At 61.6% G+C, this 18514-nt stretch carries 16 protein-coding genes; 7 read left to right on the top strand and 9 right to left on the bottom strand.

Going from position 1 to position 18514, the window contains the following annotated elements:
- The first annotated feature begins 61 nt into the window (after nucleotides 1-61).
- From ATY76_RS19350 to ATY76_RS19330, 5 genes are all read left to right on the top strand, one after another.
- Complete coding sequence (locus ATY76_RS19350) at nucleotides 62-739, top strand: TetR/AcrR family transcriptional regulator (protein WP_088676356.1); 678 nt, start codon at nucleotides 62-64, stop codon at nucleotides 737-739.
- Nucleotides 740-870: 131 nt separating this feature from the next.
- Nucleotides 871-2019 (top strand): Gfo/Idh/MocA family oxidoreductase, encoded by a 1149-nt coding sequence (locus tag ATY76_RS19345; RefSeq protein WP_088676355.1) that lies wholly within the window; start codon nucleotides 871-873, stop codon nucleotides 2017-2019.
- Nucleotides 2020-2022: 3 nt separating this feature from the next.
- Nucleotides 2023-3186, top strand: a complete 1164-nt coding sequence (locus tag ATY76_RS19340; RefSeq protein ID WP_088676354.1) for a dihydrodipicolinate synthase family protein — start codon at nucleotides 2023-2025, stop codon at nucleotides 3184-3186.
- 30 nt (nucleotides 3187-3216) lie between these two features.
- A complete protein-coding gene (locus ATY76_RS19335) occupies nucleotides 3217-4047 on the top strand; it encodes a sugar phosphate isomerase/epimerase family protein (protein ID WP_088676353.1) in 831 nt (276 codons plus the stop codon).
- A 42-nt stretch (nucleotides 4048-4089) separates the two neighbouring features.
- On the top strand, nucleotides 4090-5367 hold the full coding sequence (locus ATY76_RS19330) for a Gfo/Idh/MocA family oxidoreductase (protein ID WP_088676352.1): 1278 nt from the start codon (nucleotides 4090-4092) through the stop codon (nucleotides 5365-5367).
- A gap of 25 nt (nucleotides 5368-5392) precedes the next feature.
- Here the strand turns inward: ATY76_RS19330 and ATY76_RS19325 are convergent, their stop codons facing one another.
- The 3 genes from ATY76_RS19325 to ATY76_RS19315 are packed head-to-tail and all read right to left on the bottom strand — an operon-like array spanning nucleotide 5393 to nucleotide 9292.
- The gene (locus tag ATY76_RS19325; RefSeq protein ID WP_088676351.1) at nucleotides 5393-6403 is read right to left on the bottom strand and encodes a hydroxyacid dehydrogenase; all 1011 of its coding nucleotides are present in this window, start codon (nucleotides 6401-6403) and stop codon (nucleotides 5393-5395) included.
- Complete coding sequence (locus tag ATY76_RS19320) at nucleotides 6400-8256, bottom strand: DUF2264 domain-containing protein (protein ID WP_088676937.1); 1857 nt, start codon at nucleotides 8254-8256, stop codon at nucleotides 6400-6402. The genes ATY76_RS19325 and ATY76_RS19320 overlap by 4 nt, the downstream gene beginning before the upstream one ends.
- A complete protein-coding gene (locus ATY76_RS19315; protein WP_088676350.1) occupies nucleotides 8246-9292 on the bottom strand; it encodes a LacI family DNA-binding transcriptional regulator in 1047 nt (348 codons plus the stop codon). The genes ATY76_RS19320 and ATY76_RS19315 overlap by 11 nt, the downstream gene beginning before the upstream one ends.
- Before the next feature lie 146 nt (nucleotides 9293-9438).
- Here ATY76_RS19315 and ATY76_RS19310 point away from each other — a divergent pair, with 146 nt between their 5' ends.
- A complete protein-coding gene (locus tag ATY76_RS19310) occupies nucleotides 9439-10725 on the top strand; it encodes an ABC transporter substrate-binding protein (protein ID WP_088676349.1) in 1287 nt (428 codons plus the stop codon).
- Nucleotides 10726-10813: 88 nt separating this feature from the next.
- On the opposite strand, the gene ATY76_RS19305 is transcribed toward ATY76_RS19310, so the two are convergent.
- Genes ATY76_RS19305 through ATY76_RS19285 form a run of 5 tightly spaced genes read right to left on the bottom strand, consistent with a single transcriptional unit; the run spans nucleotide 10814 to nucleotide 16220 of the window.
- On the bottom strand, nucleotides 10814-11782 hold the full coding sequence (locus tag ATY76_RS19305; RefSeq protein WP_088676348.1) for a glycosyl hydrolase: 969 nt from the start codon (nucleotides 11780-11782) through the stop codon (nucleotides 10814-10816).
- A 3-nt stretch (nucleotides 11783-11785) separates the two neighbouring features.
- Entirely contained in the window at nucleotides 11786-12310 is a 525-nt protein-coding gene (locus tag ATY76_RS19300; RefSeq protein ID WP_088676347.1) for a DUF995 domain-containing protein, read from the bottom strand.
- A gap of 37 nt (nucleotides 12311-12347) precedes the next feature.
- Nucleotides 12348-14216 carry a cellulose synthase catalytic subunit gene (locus ATY76_RS19295; RefSeq protein ID WP_088676346.1) on the bottom strand — a complete coding sequence of 623 codons (1869 nt, stop codon included), beginning with the start codon at nucleotides 14214-14216 and terminating at the stop codon, nucleotides 12348-12350.
- Nucleotides 14213-15196, bottom strand: coding sequence for a UDP-glucose 4-epimerase GalE (gene galE / locus ATY76_RS19290; RefSeq protein WP_088676345.1), 984 nt, complete (start codon nucleotides 15194-15196; stop codon nucleotides 14213-14215). Before galE ends, ATY76_RS19295 begins: the two co-directional genes overlap by 4 nt.
- 1 nt (nucleotide 15197) lies before the next feature.
- Nucleotides 15198-16220: a UDP-glucuronic acid decarboxylase family protein gene (locus ATY76_RS19285; RefSeq protein ID WP_088676344.1), complete on the bottom strand. Its 1023-nt coding sequence runs from the start codon at nucleotides 16218-16220 to the stop codon at nucleotides 15198-15200.
- Between the two features lie 366 nt (nucleotides 16221-16586).
- Between ATY76_RS19285 and ATY76_RS19280 the strand changes: the two genes are divergently transcribed.
- A complete protein-coding gene (locus tag ATY76_RS19280; RefSeq protein ID WP_088676936.1) occupies nucleotides 16587-16901 on the top strand; it encodes a hypothetical protein in 315 nt (104 codons plus the stop codon).
- An 82-nt stretch (nucleotides 16902-16983) separates the two neighbouring features.
- Here the strand turns inward: ATY76_RS19280 and ATY76_RS19275 are convergent, their stop codons facing one another.
- Nucleotides 16984-17766, bottom strand: a complete 783-nt coding sequence (locus ATY76_RS19275; protein ID WP_088676343.1) for a response regulator transcription factor — start codon at nucleotides 17764-17766, stop codon at nucleotides 16984-16986.
- Nucleotides 17767-18514 lie beyond the last annotated feature (748 nt).

Below are 18514 nucleotides of genomic sequence, written 5' to 3'. Positions count from 1 at the left end.
GGTTTTTACAATTTCGCACCGAAGGCTTATGAGCGCAACATGTGAAGACAGGGGTGGAGCGATGAACGACGGCGGGGGAAATAGCGGAAAGAAACAGGCGCGGCGGCCGTCTACGGAACGGACGGCCCAGCGCGATCCGGAGCGGACACGCGCGGCGATCCTTGAAGCGGCGACCCGGGAATTCGCCGAAAACGGCATGGGCGGCGCCCGCGTCGACGCCATCGCCGAACGGGCCGGCACCAACAAGCGCATGCTCTATCATTATTTCGGCGACAAGGAGCAGCTTTACCTCAAGGTGCTCGAGGAAGCCTATGTCGGCATCCGTACCGCCGAGCGGGCGCTCCATATCGGCGACCGCAGCCCGGAGGAAGGCATCAGCGAGCTTGCGCTCTTCACCTGGCGCTACTTCCTCCAGCATCCGGAATTCCTGAGCCTGCTCGGCACGGAAAACCTGCATCGTGCCCGCTGGCTGCGCCAGTCCATCCGGCTCAAGGAATTGCATTCGCATCTGATCGGCGAGCTTTCCCAAGTGCTCGAGCGGGGAAAGAAGCAGGGCGTCTTCATCGAGACCGCCGATCCGCTGCATGTCTACCTGACAATCGCCTCGCTCGGCTATTTCTACCTTTCCAACCAGTACACGCTCTCGACGATCTTCGGCCGTGACCTGATCGAGCCGGCCAATCTCAACGCCTGGGAAAGCCATATCGTCCACGTCACCCTCGCCTCGATCAAGCGCTGAATAGCGAAAGCAGGATTTGACTATTGACAGGCTCGCCGCTCTTCTGCCATCAAGTAACCGTTTAGTTACCGGCTTGGGAGGGCCGGGCCAGGACGCCCGCTCCCGCCGCAAAAAATTGCAGGGAGGAAAAAATGGCACGCTTGGGTATCATCTTGCACGGCGTCACCGGCCGCATGGGTTACAACCAGCACTTGGTGCGCTCGATCCTGGCCTTCCGCGACCAGGGCGGGATCACGCTGAAATCGGGCGAGAAACTGGAGATCGACCCGATCATCGTCGGCCGCAACGGCGCCAAGATGGAAGAGCTGGCAAAGAAGCATAACATCCAGCGCTGGTCGACCGATCTCGATGCCGCGCTCGCCAACCCTGACGACACCGTCTTCTTCGACGCCGGCACGACGCTGATGCGCGCCGAGCTTCTGTCCAAGGCACTCGACGCCGGCAAGCACGTCTATTGCGAAAAGCCGATTTCCGACGATCTGCAGGTGGCGATCGATCTTGCCCGCAAGGCGCGCCGCTCCGGGCTCAAGCACGGCGTCGTTCAGGACAAGCTCTTCCTGCCCGGCCTGCGCAAGCTGGCGCTGCTGAAGGATTCCGGCTTCTTCGGCAAGATCCTCTCGGTGCGCGGCGAATTCGGCTATTGGGTCTTCGAGGGCGATTGGGGCGTGCCGGCCCAGCGCCCCTCCTGGAACTACCGCAAGGGCGACGGCGGCGGCATCATCCTCGACATGCTCTGCCACTGGCGCTACGTGCTCGACAATCTGTTCGGCGAGGTGAAAGCCGTCTCCTGCCTCGGCGCCACGCATATTCCGCAGCGCATTGACGAACAGGGCAGGCCTTATGACTGCGACACCGATGATGCAGCCTATGCGACCTTCGAACTCGAAGGCGGTGTGATCGCGCAGGTCAATTCCTCCTGGGCGGTGCGCGTGCGCCGCGACGATCTCGTCACCTTCCAGGTCGACGGCACGCATGGTTCGGCCGTCGCCGGGCTGACGAAATGCTGGAGCCAGCACCGCGTCAACACGCCGAAGCCGGTCTGGAACCCCGACCAGCCGCAGACGATCGATTTCTACAAGACCTGGGACGAAGTTCCGGACACGCAGGCCTTCGACAACGGCTTCAAGGCGCAGTGGGAAATGTTCATCCGCCACGTCGTCGAAGATGCGCCGTGGCCCTACGGCCTGGAGGCCGGCGCCAAGGGCGTGCAGTTGGCCGAGCTCGGGCTGAAATCCTGGGCCGAGCGCCGCTGGCTCGACGTTCCCGCACTGGAGTTCTGAGCCGTGACGACGATCAATCTCCCCCTCGACGGCAAGATCGTCCCCTACACGCTGACCGGCACGCCCATCGAATTGAAAAAGCGCGACGCCAAGAGTTTTCCGCGCATCGCCTTTGCAGCGGCGCATGTCGTCGCCGATCCGCTTGCCGACAACGATCCCTGGCTGACGCCGGCAATCGATTGGGAGCGGACGCTCGCCTTCCGCCACCGGCTCTGGGATCTCGGCCTCGGGGTTGCCGAAGCGATGGACACGGCGCAGCGCGGCATGGGCCTCGGCTGGCCGGAGGCGCGTGACCTCATCCGCCGGGCGCTCGGCGAGGCGGCCGGGCGCAAGGATGCGCTGATCGCCTGCGGCGCCGGCACCGACCACCTGTCGCCCGGTCCTGACGTGACCGTCGACACCATCATCAAGGCCTATGAAGAGCAGATCGAAACGGTGGAGGCGGCCGGCGGCCGCATCATCCTGATGGCGAGCCGGGCGCTTGCCGTCGCCGCCAAGGGGCCGGACGATTATGTCAGGGTCTATGACCGCATCCTCCGCCAGGTCAAGGAACCGGTCATCATCCACTGGCTGGGAGAGATGTTCGACCCGGCGCTTCAGGGTTACTGGGGCAATGGCGACCATCTGAAAGCGATGGAAACCTGCCTTGAGGTGATCGAAGCCAATGCCGCCAAGGTCGACGGCATCAAGATCTCGCTGCTTTCCAAGGAGAAGGAAGTGACCATGCGCCGGCAGTTGCCGAAGGGTGTGCGCATGTATACCGGCGACGATTTCAATTATGCGGAGCTGATCGCCGGCGACGAAGAGGGGCATTCCGATGCGCTGCTCGGCATCTTCGATGCAATCGCGCCGGCAGCGTCGGCTGCGCTCGACGCACTCGGCCGCAAGAGCAATCACGAATTCTTCGATCTGCTCGAGCCGACGGTGCCGCTGTCGCGGCACATCTTCAAGGCGCCGACCCGCTTCTACAAGACCGGCGTCGTCTTCCTCGCCTACCTCAACGGCCTGCAGGACCATTTCGTCATGGTCGGCGGCCAGCAGAGCACGCGCTCGCTCACGCATCTGGCCGAACTCTTCCGCCTGGCCGACAAGGCGCGGGTGCTGGCCGATCCGGAACTCGCAACGGCGCGCATGAAACAAGTGCTGGCCGTCCACGGCGTTCACTGAGCGCCAGCATGGCAATGGGAGGAGAATGAGATGCAGGTCGAGGGACTTTCGATCAATCTGGCGACGATCCGCGAGCAATGCGGCTTTGCCGAAGCCGTCGATATCTGCCTGAAGCACGGCATCACCTCGATCGCGCCGTGGCGCGACCAGGTCGCCAAGGCCGGTCTCGACGAGGCGGTCAGGATCGTCAAATCCAACGGCATCAAGCTGACCGGTCTTTGCCGCGGCGGCTTCTTTCCCGCGGCAACCGAGGCCGACTGGCAGAAGAACCTCGACGACAACAGGCGCGCCATCGACGAGGCGGCCGCCTTTTCCGCCGATTGCCTCGTGCTCGTCGTCGGCGGGTTGCCGGGCGCGTCGAGGGATATCGTCGCGGCCCGACAGATGGTGTTCGATGGCATCGCCGCCGTGCTGCCGCATGCGCAGGCATCAGGCGTGAAACTCGCCATCGAGCCGCTGCATCCGATGTATGCCGCCGACCGCTCCTGCGTGAACACGCTCGCTCAGGCGCTCGACATGTGCGAACCGCTCGGCGAGGATGTCGGCGTCGCGATCGACGTCTACCATGTCTGGTGGGATCCCGACCTCGCCAACCAGATCGCCCGCGCCGGACGCATGAAACGCATCTTCGCCCATCACATCTGCGACTGGCTGGTGCCGACGAAGGATATGCTGCTCGACCGCGGCATGATGGGCGATGGCGTGATCGACCTCAAAGGCATAAGACGGATGATCGACGCGGCCGGTTTCTTCGGCGCGCAGGAAGTGGAGATCTTTTCGGCCGAGACCTGGTGGAAACGCCCGGCCGACGAGGTGATCGCCACCTGCGTCGAGCGCTTCCGAAGCTGCTGCCAGATCTAATTTTCAATATTCGTTTCATCACGCGTGCAGGAGAATCATTCGATGGAGAAACGCCGTTTTGCCCTGATCGGCACCGGAAACCGCGGCACCACCATGTGGGGCAAGGACCTGCTTACCGGCTGGCGCGAACATGTCGACCTCACAGCTATCGTCGAGAAGAACTCGCTGCGCGGCGAGCGCGCCCGCAACATGATCGGCAGCAACGCACCGCTTTATGAGAACATCGATTCCATGCTCGCCGAGCAGAAGCCGGATCTGGCCATCGTCTGCACGCCCGACCATACGCATGACGATATCATCGTGCGGGCGCTGGAATCCGGCATCGACGTGATCACCGAAAAGCCGATGACCACCTCGATCGAGAAGATTCGCCGGATTCTCGATGCCGAGAAGCGCACCGGCCGCCGCGTCGACGTCTCCTTCAACTATCGCTATGCGCCGACGGCCGCCAGGATCAAGGAACTGCTCAATGCCGGCGAGATCGGCCGGGTGACCTCCGTCGATTTCCACTGGTATCTCAACACCAAGCACGGCGCCGACTACTTCCGCCGCTGGCATGCCTATACGGAAAATTCCGGCAGCCTGTTCGTTCACAAGGCCACCCACCATTTCGATCTTCTGAACTGGTATCTCGACAGCGATCCCGAGGCCGTCACCTCCTTCGCCGATCTGCAGAACTACGGCCGCAAGGGCCCGTTCCGCGGACCCCGCTGCAAGCTCTGTCCGCACGCGCATGAATGCGACTACTATCTCGATCTCGAAAAGGATCCCTTCCTCGATCAGCTCTACGAGGATCCTTCGAAGATCGACGGCTATTTCCGCGACGGCTGCGTCTTCCGCGAAGACATCGACATTCCCGACACGATGGTGGTTTCCATCCGCTACCGCAACAACGTCCATGTCTCCTACTCGCTGAACACCTTCCAGCCGATCGAAGGCCATCACCTGGCTTTCAACGGCACCAAGGGCCGCATCGAAATTCGCCAGTATGAGGCCCAGCCCTGGGAAGAGCCGAAGGAGGATACGATTCTGCTCATCCGCAATTTCCCGAACGGCAAGCAAGCCGTGGAGCGGATCGTCGTGCCGCATTTCACCGGCGGGCATTACGGCGGCGACGATCGGATGCGCAACATGATCTTCAAGCCCGGTATGGAAGACCGGCTCGGCCAACGCGCCGGCACGCGGGCGGGCGCCATGTCCGTGCTCTGCGGCATTGCCGCGCTGACGAGTTCGCGCACCGGCAAGGTGGTCGAGATCGCCGAGCTGATGCCGGAGCTTGCCAATGACGGCTCGCCCAATTCATTGAGGACACCGCGCTGACGCGTGCCGCTCTATCAGGGATGCCTCAGGCGATGTTTTCGAGATCCTGCCGGCGGATCTGGTAGAGCAGCGGCCGGCCGGTCGCAAAACGCTCGATCTCATCCGCCGCCATCTCGCCGAGACGCGCCCGTTCCAGGCCGATGGCGCCGGCAATGTGCGGGGTCAGGAAAACGTTCGGCAGGTCGTAAAAGGCCGAACCCGTCTCCGGAATTTCCGGATCGGTGACATCGATGACGGCATCGATGCGGCCGGTCTTCAGCTCCGAAAGCAGGGCCACCTCATCGATAAGAATGCCGCGCGCGGTGTTGATGAGCGTCGCCCCGTCCTTCATCAGCGATAGTCTTGATGCATCGATCATATGCTGCGTCGAGGGCAGCGACGGCGCGTGCAGGGAAACGATATCCGCGCGCCGCATCAACTCGTCGAGATCGACCTTCTCCGCCCCCAGTCCGGCTGCCCCGGCGGCATCGACCATGGGATCGAACAGCAGCAGCCTGTAGTTAAAGGGTTTCAACAGCTCGATTACCCGCCGGCCGATGCGCGAGGCGCCGACGATGCCGAGGGTGCGGCCATAGTTGCCGATCGCTTCGCGCTGCAGCGGGTAGGTTCGATCGCGGTGGCGGTCGGCGACATAGAGATCGCGGAACCGGAAGGCGCGCTTGCCGGCGAAGAGGATCGCGGCAAGTGTGAATTCGGCAACCGGCACGGCATTGGCCTCGGCCGCGTGGCTGACCGCTATGCCGGCTTCGAAGATGGCCTCGTCGATGATGCCCTTCACCGTGCCCGCCGCATGGACGATGAGGCGAAGACGCGGCGCGGCAGCGGGAATCTCGGGCCCGACATAAGGTGCGCCCCAGCCTGTGACCAGGATTTCGGCTTCGGCCAGCAAGCGCCTAGCGCGTTCGTCCTCGAAGTGCTGCAGCGGCTCGGAATCCAGCAGGCGGCCGATCGTGGAGAGCCGGCGCAGGATCTCATCGGGCAGGACATGCTCCGTGCGCGACGGCTCCATGGCAAGGACGATGGCCGGGCGGCTCATGGCATCTGGCCCGGCGCTTCGATGGCGCTGACGGTCACGCCCTTTTCCCGCACCAGCGCCTCCAGCGCCGCAATATCGGGCGCTTTCGGCGGCTGCGCCCAGGCGGAGGCGACGGCGGCGGGATCGTCGAGCGCCAGCACCGCCGTCACAAGGATGGTCTCGCCGGCTGGTATCTGGCCCCGCAGCTGCGGCACGATGGTCTTGGCGACGATGACATTGGTATTGGGCTGGGCCTTCTGCGCGAGCCCGGCACGTTTGACCGACGATCCCAGGTCGAGAATGCCGCTGAAATCGGCTTCGCCGATCACATAGGCAGCGCCATCCGAAGCCGACAGCCTGTCCAGCTCGAAATCCCGGCGGGCGATGGCAAAGCCGCCTTCGGCGACCCTCAGCGGCCGGGCCGCCCTGATCCGGTGGAGGCGGATATGCCAGGGGGCCGCGGGCGCCAGCCAGCTTTCGACGCTGACATCGGGGAAAGGTGACCATTTCGCATAAAGCACATCCCCCGCGAGCCTCGCTTCCTCATTCGTCTCGCGGACGCGGTAGTGCAGGCCGTCTTCGCTGAAAGCCAGCATCGAATCGAAGGCGGCGAGCGCAAAACCGCGTTCGTCGGATTCGACGCTGAAGCCATAACGGGTGGAATAGGCGAATTTCGCGTATTTTTCCGTGCCGAAACGCATCTGCAGATTTTCCTGGCCGGAGGACAGTGCCACGACATCGCCGCCCGCCCGCATGATCACCATGCCGGGATGGCGCTGCGAAATAACTGCTGACGTCTGCTCTGGCGCCTTTTCCTCAGCGGTCCAGAAGGGATGATCCTCGGCGATCGCCAGCGGCAGGAAGGCCTTGAGCGCCCAATAGGGCGAGCCGGCGGAATTGTAGCTCTCCGACATCAAGAGGTTCGGATAGCCGAAGCCGATCGACAGCACGCCGTCGCGGTCGGCGATTGGCTTGTCCTTCCACCAGCGCAGATGCTGCAGGCAGAGATGCTTGACCTCGCCCCAGGGCAGCGCCTCGACATCGGCGAAGGCGAGCGCCGACCAGAAGCCGGCGCAGGCAAAACGGTAGGTCAGGCTGCGGCCGAAGGGGATCGTCGCGCCGTCGGCGGCAAACCAGTGACGGAAATCCCGGGCAAAGAGGATGGCGCGCTCTCGGTAGCGCTTGGCGTAATCGTCGTCGACCAGCTTCGAATAGATCAGCCCGTAAAAATGCATGGCGAAGGGAATGTAGTGGTCGATGCGGCGCACGTTTCCGTCGCGATACCAGCCGTCGCCGATATAGAAACCCTCCAGTTCCTCCAGATATTGCCGCGTCAGGCTGCGGTCGAAATCAGCGCCAACGCGATCGAGGGCGATGTCGACGAAAATCCGGAAGAATTTCCAGTTGTTGTCGGCATAATTGAACTGCCTGGCATGTTTGAGATAGGCGACGACATTGCTGCGGGCGCGCGCATCGAGCGGCTCCCAGATCTTTTCCGGCACCAGCGCCAGGGCAAAACCGAGAGCGGCGAGCTCGACCATGCGCTGGTCGCGGCCGTTGACCGTTCCCCAATATTCGGGATGGGCGGGGTCAGTGCCGTTTGCGAGGCCTTCGGCAAAACGATGCCAATGGGCGAAGTCACCCCCGCCGGCGCCGAGCGGCGCCAGTCCCCAGAGCGGCCGGGCGAAACCTTCGAGATCGGCCGCCGTCCGGTCGAAATGGGCGGCAGCGCCGCTCAGCCTGACGCGGGCATTGCCCCTGGAGAAACAGGCAAGCAGCGGGTCGAAGAGATCAAGCAGCGCCCGGCTCATATCGGCGCGGGTTTCCAGCGGATTGCCGGCAAGCGGGTTGGCGCTGGCGGGATCATAGGTCATCGGCATCTCTCACGGGTTCGGCATTCGGAACGGTTCCTCCGGCAACGGGAACGACCGCCTGGCAGATGTGGCGCGCCGCACCCTTTCTGTTGCGGAACCGGGACAGCATCAGCGAGACGGCCTCGCGCCCGAGAGCGGCGCGGTCGACGCGCATGGTGGAAAGCCGCGGATTGGTCATCAGAGCGCAGGGCAGATCGTCGAAGCCGACGATCGCGAAGTCCTCCGGCACACGCAGGCCAGCCTCGGTGGCGGCCTCGAGTACGCCGACGGCGATGAAGTCGTTCATGCAGAAAGCGGCGGTGAAGCCGGCGTCCTCGGCAAGGATGGCGGCCGTGCGCTCATGCGACTCACGGCTGGGGCTTCCCTGGAGGACCAAGGGCACGAGGCGGCCCTCGGCGCCGGGCACGGCGGCGATCGCCGCTTCGAAACCCCGAATGCGCTCGCGGATCGTGTGGCGGTGCGAGGCGGTCAGATGGAGGATGCGGCGATGGCCGGCCTTGGTCAGCCGGCTTGTCGCCTCATAAGCGCCGAAGAAGTTAGCCGGAGAAACACCATCAAAACGCATTCGGGGATCGGTGCCGTTGACGAGAACTGTCGGCGTCATGCTGGCTTCCAGCCAGTCCCGCAGCATCTCGTTCGGATCGATGCCGACGAGAAAGAGACCTTCGGCGCCGGCCGTCTGCATGTAATCGCGCACGGCATCCGGTACGGCGCGATCCTCGCGGACCAGCCGGACCTCGAAGGGCATGCCCGCTTCGGCGGCGCCGGCGCGCAGGCCCTCGACGATCGCCTCGTAGAACACACTGAGCCCACCGGTGACGCCGTCGCTGGCAATCAGCGCCAGCCCGCCGGAAACGGCTTCAGCGGCCGACTTGACAGGATAGCCGTGCTCGGCCGCCACCTTCAGGATATGACGGCGGACGGTGTCGCTGATGCCGGGTTCATTGGCGAGGACGCGCGACACCGTCGAGACGGAAACGCCGGCCAGCGTGGCGATGTCGGCCTGACGCGGCCTTCTGGTTTTCTGTTCGTTCATATGGCAAACATTATGCAAATAATGCAAATTTGCAAGATATTGATTATTTCTTGCAATAGAAATATTTTTGCGTACTCTTTTGGCCGAAATGCCCCGGCACGCCGTTGGAGGATGGCAGAGGGCATATTGGGAACAAGGAGGATATCATGCAGGTCAATCGCCGTTCATTCCTGATGGGGTCAGCGGGTGCTGCCGCCGGTCTCGCCTTCGGCGCGGGCAGCGCCTTTCCGGCCTTTGCCGAGGACGCGTCCCTGCGCGCCATGTGGTGGGGGTCCAATGACCGCGCCAAGCGGACGCTCGACGTCGCCAAGCTCTACCAGTCGAAGACATCAGGCGTCACGATCGTCGGTGAATCGCTTTCCGGCGACGGCTACTGGACGAAGCTCGCCACGCAGATGGCCGGCCGCTCGATCGCCGACATCTTCCAGCTCGAACCGGGAACCATCTCGGATTATTCCAAGCGCGGCGCCTGCATGCCGCTCGACGAATTCGTGCCCTCGACGCTGAAGGTCCAGTCCTTCGGCGCCGACATGCTGAAACTGACCACCATCGACGGCAAGCTCTATGGTGTCGGCCTCGGCCTCAACTCTTTCTCCATGTTCTTCGACTCGGTCGAATTCGAAAAGGCAGGCATCCCGCTGCCGACGGCCGATCTTACCTGGGATGAATATGCCAAGCTCGCCGTGGAACTTACCAAGGCTTCCGGCAAGGCCGGCGGCCCCTATGCGGCACGCTACGCCTATGTGTTCGACGCCTGGCTGCGCCAGCGCGGCAAGAGCCTCTTTGCCAAAGAAAGCGTCGGGCTCGGCTTTACGGCCGACGATGCCAGAGAATGGTTCGAATACTGGGAGACGCTGCGCAAGGCGGGCGGCACCGTTGCCGCCGACGTCCAGACGCTCGATCAGAACACCATCGACACCAATGCGCTTGGTATCGGCAAGTCGGTGATCGGCATGGCCTATTCCAATCAGATGGTCGGCTATCAGCTGATCATCAAGAACAAGCTCGGCATCACCATGCTGCCGCGGGAAAAGAAGGGCGGGCCGTCGGGCCACTATTACCGTCCCGCCCTGATCTGGAGTGTCGGCGCCACGACGAAGAACGGCGAAGCGGCCGCGAAATTCATCGACTTCTTCGTCAACGATGTCGAAGCCGGCAAGATCCTTGGTGTCGAGCGCGGCGTACCGATGTCGCCGACCGTGCGTGAGGCCATCCTGCCGCAGCTCAATCCGACGGAGCAGGAAACGGTCAAATACGTCAATTTCCTCAAGGATCAGGTGGGTGAATATCCGCCGCCGGTGCCGATGGGCGCAACCCAGTTCGACCAGCGCGTGCTGCGCCCGATCTGCGACGAACTCGCCTTCGAACGGACATCGCCCGCCGATGCGGCGACCCGGCTCGTCGAAGAGGGTAAGGCAACGCTCAAGGGATGATCGCTTGCCTGACATGAGAAGAGAGGCCCGCAAAACCCCGGCGGGCCTCTCTCTTGCTTTTGGCTAGAGCATTTGCGCCTGCTTAGCTCTAATTGCTGGCGTTCTGGACCACGCGCCAATCCGGCCGGCCGAGATCGAACGGCCAGGGATTCACATCCCGATCGTTGAAATAGACCACTTCCTCCAGGTTCGGGAAGGCGCTCTGCTTCAGCGTGACGGTTTCCATCCAGGGCTTCATGTAGCCGTCGCTCCCCTCATAGCCGAGCTCGGCTACCCAGATGGGCTTACCGTAGCCGGCGACGAGATCGTAGCCCGGCTTCAGTGCCTCGGAGAATGTCCGGTGGCCGTTGTGGGCAAGCTCGTCGTAGCGCTCCAGCCCGAAGACCGAGAGCCCGACGAGATCGACATAATCGTCGCCGGGGTAGTAGTCCTGCAGGCCCGGCTCGCCCTTCGGCGACCACATTACCTTGGTGCCGGGCGCCTCCTCGCGAACGATGTCCATCATCCGCTTATAGGCCGTGATATAGTCCTGCGGGCTCCAGCCGGCCCAGGAAAACCGGCCCGACTTGTCTTCCATCTCCTGTCCCCAGCGGACGATCACCGGGCTTTTCAGCTGGGTTATCATCTGCGCGATCGCCCGCATGTTGACATCATAGTCGCCGCGCAGGACCTTGGCGCGAAGCTGGGCGGAGGTCAGTCGCCAATCCACGTCCCAGGACCACGGCTCCACCGTTATCAGCAAGTTGCGGCCTCTCGCCAGCGCATAAGCGTCGGCGACGCGCAGCGTCTCCAGGTCGACGTCTTCCCACGGCAGGAACAGGGCTTCGGTCGAGACGTTCGTCTGTGCCCCGAAGTCTCCGTGCGGATCGTAGGCGCCGAACTTTATGCCCTCGGCATGAAGGACGGGGCGCTTATCGAGGATCGTTCGCACGCTCGCCGCCGGGTTCGGGGCAATGCCCGCATATTGCACCTCGCTTCGACCGGGCAGATCCGCGACCGACAGCAACAGCAGCGCCATCGCGACGGTCGAGAGGTTTTTTTTGATCAGCTTCTTCATGGCTCACCCTCCTTTTCGGGCTACTTCCTGGTTCAGCAGGTCCTGCTTCAGGTCGCGCGCTTTCGCGCTGACCGTGTCCGTGGAAACGAGCTTGCCGAACTCGTCGTCCTCCCGCACCGATGCATGGCGGAAGATGTACCAGTTGCCGTCCGGCTGGCGCCGCTGATAGATCGTGTTGCCGATCTTGCGGTGGCCGAAACAGGTGCTGGCGCGGGCTGCACCTTCAGCATTGGTCCAGGTGGCGCGCATGCACAGCTGGCCGAGATCGTCGACCACCCATCTGCCTTCGGCGAAGGACTGCTTGCCCTTGTCGTTCACCCAGGCGACGAACCGCCGGCCGTCGTCGAAGAAACGGCCGCCGCCGGTATTCCAGACCCAGGTCTTGTCGCCATAGATCCGATAGAGTTCAAAGGCGCTGAGCGGCGTCGGCGCGTTCTTCTTTTCGGCGGTCTCGGCGCCTTGTGCCGCCAGCGGCAGGCACAGGCTGAGCGCAAGAGCAGCTCCGTGTAGTCTCGATCCGATACGCATTACATTCTCCTTCTCGACACTCGCCGGTTCCGCCGGCTCACACACCCTGTTCGGCACGTCCCGTGTTTCCGAACCCATTCCATTTGAGGCGGAACTTCACGATCCTGGTCTTGCCGCCACCGAGGCCGGCGCCGGCTACAGTAAATTGCGATTGGCTGAAGCTGACGATCGTCTGGCCATGGGAAAGGGCCTCGAGGCTGCGCAGGCCATGATTGCCGGCCTGCATGCCGCCGGTGATGCAGATCGCAAGTCCCATGGCGGTGGCGAACCACAGCCCGCGCGATTGCGGCAGCATCGACAGATCGTTTTCGATCGCGTGGCGGACGACGATCAGCACCGTCAGCGCCAGGTAGATCGAGAGGTTCATCGCGGCGAAGATGTAAAAGCCCTGGGCGGCAGCGGCCTCGGTGGCGAGCGCCATGGCGGCGGCGCAAAGGCCGGCGAGCCCGAGATAAGGGGCGATGACGCGCAGCGGCAAGGAGTGCTGCTGCTGCTTTCCTTTCGGCGTGATGCGGAAATCGACGAAGGAGCCGGAGATATGATCGCGAACGGCGGCAAGGCTGCCGGCAAGCGACCAGGGCCAGCGCAGGAAGATGAAGGCCAGCCCCTCCCAGCCGAAGAGTTTCGCATTATACGGCCTGAAGGTTCCCGTCGCGCGCCAAAAGAAGGCAAACAGCATCAGCACGATCGACATCGGCGCGAAGTGCAACAGGAAATCCGGATAGGTCACGTCGACGAAGATATGGCCCGTCAGCAAGGCGGCCACCGGCAGCAGGAACATCACGGCCATGAAGGCGGAGAAGAGTGGATACCAGAGCTGCGAGAAGACGAACTGGAATTTCAGTTGCCAGGGCAAAAGGGCGACGTAGCGGCGGGAATATTGCAGCAGGATGGTGACGAGGCTGCGCGACCACTGGAATTCCTGCACGACGAGATCGGCGAAATTCGCCGGGCCGTCGCCATGGGCGATCGCATCGACGGCATGCACGCCGCGCCAGCCGCCGGCATTCATCATCAAGGTCGTCGAATGATCTTCGGCAAGTTCCGGGCCGAGGCCACCGATCTGACGGAGGGCGGCGGTGCGGACCGCATAATGAGAGCCGATGCAGAGAGGCGCCCAGCCGTTGTTGTAGCCGGTCTGCAGCGAACCGTGCAGGCTTGCCTCGGCATAGAGCCTGCCGCGCGCCGCCCAGCTTAAATCGGCATTGGCATCGCAGATGCTGGGTGCCGAGACATAGCCGATCTCCGGATCGGCGAAGGGACGCAGGATTTCCCGGAGATAGGTCGGGGTCGGCACGTGATCGGCATCGAACTGGGCGACGAAATCGTAGCGCTCATAGCCGAAATGATCGTAGAAATAGGCAAGGTTGCCTTCCTTGCAGCGCGTCCGGCGCGGCCAGGTCGTGCGGTGATAGTCCGCCACCCCTTTCCGGGTGGAGATCCGCACGCCGTGCTCCGCGCACCAGCGCCTGGTTTCTTCCGAAGGGTCCTCGTCGGCCAGCCAGACGTCGAAATCGACGCCGACCTGATTGAGCATCGCCTGAAGTGTCGCTCGAACGACGGCGAAGGGCTCGGACGGCGCCTTGGTGACGACCATCGCCACTCGCCCCTGCGGCAGCCGCGCCAGCGGGCTGACCGTCCTCGCATCGAGGAAGATCAGGATGAAATAGGCCGGCACCAGCGTGATCCAGGCAAGGACGGCGGTGATGACCACGAAGGCCGCCCAGGAAATGATATGGGCGGACTGGCACCACCAGATCCAGAAAAAACCGAGCGAGGCCAGCCAGCAGAGGATGCCGAAGCCGTAAACAGCGCGTTTCCAACCTGCGAAAACAGGATCGAACATATAAGTGGCGACGGCCTTGGCCATCCTGATGCCATGGCCCATGTGCAGCGCATCGCTCATGCCCTCACCTCCAGTCCGAAGGTGGGGCCGGCGGTGCGGATGATCGTGTCGATATCCGAAAGGGCCGGGGTGAAGCCGAGTTCCATCTGCGCCTTTGCGGTATTGGCAAAGAGGATCGGCGGATCGCCAATGCGCCGCGAGCGATAACGGACGGGAACTTCCCGGCCGGTCGTACGGCGGATCGCTTCGAGAATCTCACGGACCGATGTGCCGCGGCCGGAGCCGAGATTGACGCTGAGCGAGCCGCCGTCCGCCATCAGATGATTGACAGCGGCAAGATGCGCCTGGGCGAGATCGCTGACATGGACATAGTCCCGGACACAGGTTCCGTCCTCCGTCGCATAGTCGGTGCCGAATATATCGAGCCTTTCCAGCTTGCCGGCGGCCGCGAGAAGGGCGCGAGGAATGAGATGGGTTTCCGGGAAATGACGTTCGGCGAGTTCGCCGTCCGGATCGGCTCCGGCCGCGTTGAAATAACGCAGCGCTGCGAAGCGGATGCCATAGGCGGCGGCGAAATCCTCGAGCGCCATCTCGAAGATCAGCTTGGTGCGCCCATAGGGATTGACCGGATGCTGCAGGCTTTCCTCGCATATCGGCAGCGAGTCGGGAACGCCATAGGTGGCGCAGCTGCTCGAAAAGACGATCCGCTCGATATCCTGATCGAGGCAGGCCTCGAGCAGCGTGAGGCTGCCGACGACATTGTTGCGGTAATATTTCCTCGGCATGTCGACGGATTCGCCGACATAGGCGTTGGCACCGCAATGAATGACGCAGTCCGGGGAAAATTCCGCCATCGTCCGCCGCAGCGCCGCGGCATCGGCGAGCTCGCCCCGAATGAGCGGGCCCCAGCGGACGCTGTCGGCATGCCCCGTCGAGAGATTGTCGTAGGTAACCGGCACCATGCCGGCGCGCGACAGTGCTTTGCAGATATGACTGCCTATGAAACCGGCGCCGCCGGTAACCAGAATGTAGCGGGGCATCTCATATCGCCTCCGCCTTTTCCTCGCCGGCAAGCACGCCGTCGAAATAATCGACGGTGCGCGCCAGGCCGGTTTCGAGACCGACCAGGGGCTGCCAGTCCAGTTCGGTCATGGCCTTGGAAATATCCGGCCGCCGCTGGCGCGGATCGTCGGTGACCCTCGGCAGGTGGACGATCCGGGAGCGAGAATTCGTCAGCTCCAGGATGATTTCCGCCAGCCGGCGAACGGTGATCTCGAGCGGATTGCCGAGATTGATCGGGCCGATGCATGCGCTGCCGGCGGCCGAAAACCGAAGGAAACCTTCGACGAGATCGTCGACATAGCAGAAGGAGCGGGTCTGCTCGCCATCGCCATAGATCGTCAGGTCGTCATTGCGCAGGGCCTGGACGATGAAGTTGGAGACCACCCGGCCGTCATCCAGACGCATGCGCGGCCCATAGGTGTTGAAGATGCGGCCGACCTTGATGTCGACGCCGTAGGTCCTGTGATAATCGAAAAACAGGGTTTCGGCACTGCGCTTGCCTTCATCGTAGCAGCCGCGCGGCCCGATCGGATTGACGTTGCCGCAATAGGATTCAAGCTGCGGGCTCTGGTTCGGGTCGCCGTAGACCTCGGAGGTCGAAGACTGAACGACCGTTGCGCCTGTCTTGCGCGCGCAATCCAGGGTATTGACGGCACCGAGCACATTGGTGAGCAGCGTGCCGACCGGATCCCGCTGATAATCGGGCGGGGAGGCGGGAGAGGCGAAGTTGAAGATGAGCGACGCTTCGATATCGAAGGGCTGGCGAACATCGTGATCGACGATGTGGAAGCGGGCGTTCGACAGAAGATGATCGACATTCGAACGGCGACCGGTGGAAAAATTGTCGAGGCATATGACGCGGTGGCCGCGGCGCAGAAGTCTCTCGCAGAGGTGTGAACCGAGAAAGCCGGCCCCGCCATTCACAAGCACCGTACGCACCCCCTGCGGCGCCGATACCTTCGATATTTCAGAATAGCCTTCGCTGGGAACGAAACTACGCATTACAAACTCCTTCCCATGTATTTAGTCTTTTGATTTGTTATGCACCCATATCTCCCTTATCCGCCCTGGATATTCATTTTACTGACTATCCAAAAATGAATAACTTTTGAGCTATTCTTCGGATAACTGATTTACTATTAAAATGATAAGACGTTTGCCGCCGCGGTCAACTTCAAAAATTGCAAGTATCCAAAATAATTACGCAACTATTCTTACAAGTAACAAATGATTAATCATCCAGAACCATCTTCTGCTATAAGCTCTTCGAGCCTCATCTCCAGCTTCACTCAATGAAGCCAAGATCCGAAGGAGCGTGAGGGGGCGGCCGGTCTTGCATCCGGAAGCGCCATGTGCGAGGGATTTGCCATGTTGAAAAATCAGGATGAAGCGCGACTGAAAAGCCGGCGCCTCCGCTTGGCGGTTTGCGTATGGGGAACGGCCCTTCTTGCGATCGGACCGATGTCATGCTCGGCCGTCGACGACGATGTCGCCGTGGTCGCGAAAAAGGCGATCGTCGTGGCCGAAGCGCCGCGCGCTCCGAAGGCCTATGCCTATCCCGCCGACCGGCCCGCCCGCCCGGCTGCGGCGACGGCCGCAACCTATCACGGCTCGGCGCCCTATATCTGTTCGCCAAGCGGCTTCGGACAGAAGTCGCGCTGCTTTGCGCGTCCTTCGATCTGAGCCTGCCGCAAGTTCCTTACGGCTTTAAATGCCTCACATCTTTCGCGCCGCCTGAAAGCGTGCGGCGCTGCCAGGCATTGCATCAGTTGCGCCAGCGGGCCGACATGTCGTCTTCGCCGACGGGATGCTCGTTGAAGAAGCGGGACGCTGCTTCCGTGCGGTTGCGGACGTTCATCTTCTTATAGATGTTGCGGACGTGAACCTTCACGGTGTTTTCCGAAAGATGCAGCTTGTCGGCGATGATCTTATTCTGCGTTCCCTTGCATATGAGATCCAGGATCTGAACTTCCCGGGTCGTCAAAGCGGAGATGCTGTCGCGCCGCAGCTTGAGCGCATTGCTGCGCGCCGCATCGACCGATTTCGTCTGATAGAGAGAAGGCTCCAGCTGAGCGTTCTTGTTGGTCAGACGATTGAGAAGCGCTGACGGAAAATGCTCGCCGCCCTTCATCAAGAGATCCACCGCGGCCATGAAAACATCGAGCCGGAGGTTGAGCGGCAAGACACCGTCGATGATCCTTGCTTCCACCAGCCGGCTGACATAGGGTTCGAGCATATCGATTGCCTCGACGACGAGACCGATCGAGGTTTCCGGGTGGTTTTCGCGGAGGGCCTGCAGCGCTTCGTGCAGTTCGGGACCGGGTATATGGTAGAATAAAACCAGCTTCATATCGCTGGTATCTTTTTCCAATACCGGTTTTGTACTCGATATGCTTGCCACTTCACAGTTCGGAAATTTCTTTGACAGTGCCTCCACCATGCATTCTGAAAACAGATCTGCCTTGGCGACCACTGCGATAGTATCTCCTGAAGGACCTAACTTCCTCCCCTGGTCCGCATTCTCCATTCCTGAGCCTGTCATGAACATATACGCCTCCCCTAGCGTTACACTTTACTCAGACGTTCAGCGATGGCGGGTACTCAATATTATGAAATGTCAGACCCGGACGTCACCGCCTTATTTTTTAGACATTTCTTAATTATGTTAATACGGATTGAGAAGGAAGGAAATGGCCCAAACTAATTAGTTTTTGGGAGTGAAACCATCGAAATACAATGTATCGGTTGCATTTCTACTAGAACAGATACTTAAGGGCTACATCCGGCCTCTTAAAGAGTAATCGGCAGGATGTAGTATTTCAGTACATTTTATCATGATTCCGTCATATCGGACGAGATTTAAATCGAGATGGAAGACACTTGAGATCGCTCCTCGCCGGGCCGCGACCGCTACAACTCCGGGTTCTTCTCGGTTCAGAGTACCCACGGCCGGTCATGGAGCGCCCCCCAAGCGGCTGAAGGACGACTGGATCATCAGGCACCATATGTCCTGCCTTAGCCCGAATTGATATCTATCGAAACCGTAGTTTTTCCAGCAATCTGTGATCGTCTCCAAGAGGCGACATGGAAGAGCCAGGTATCGTCATGTCTTTTTCTTTACTCGGCCTTCTCTGAGGGAAGTCAACAAAAAGCAAGCATGAAAACTCCATATCCGCTCTTGGATATTGGACTGGATATGTGCGGCCTTGTACTGAGTGCGTACGTTCCCAATACCGATTTGAACAACAAATCGTGACGAAACCGCAGATGATTAGTATCGACTCCATCTGCCGATT

It is taken from the genome of Rhizobium sp. R339, assembly GCF_002211395.1.
Taxonomy (GTDB): domain Bacteria; phylum Pseudomonadota; class Alphaproteobacteria; order Rhizobiales; family Rhizobiaceae; genus Rhizobium.
Note: the sequence above shows the minus strand (reverse complement) of the source record. Positions and strands in the feature narration are given on the sequence as shown.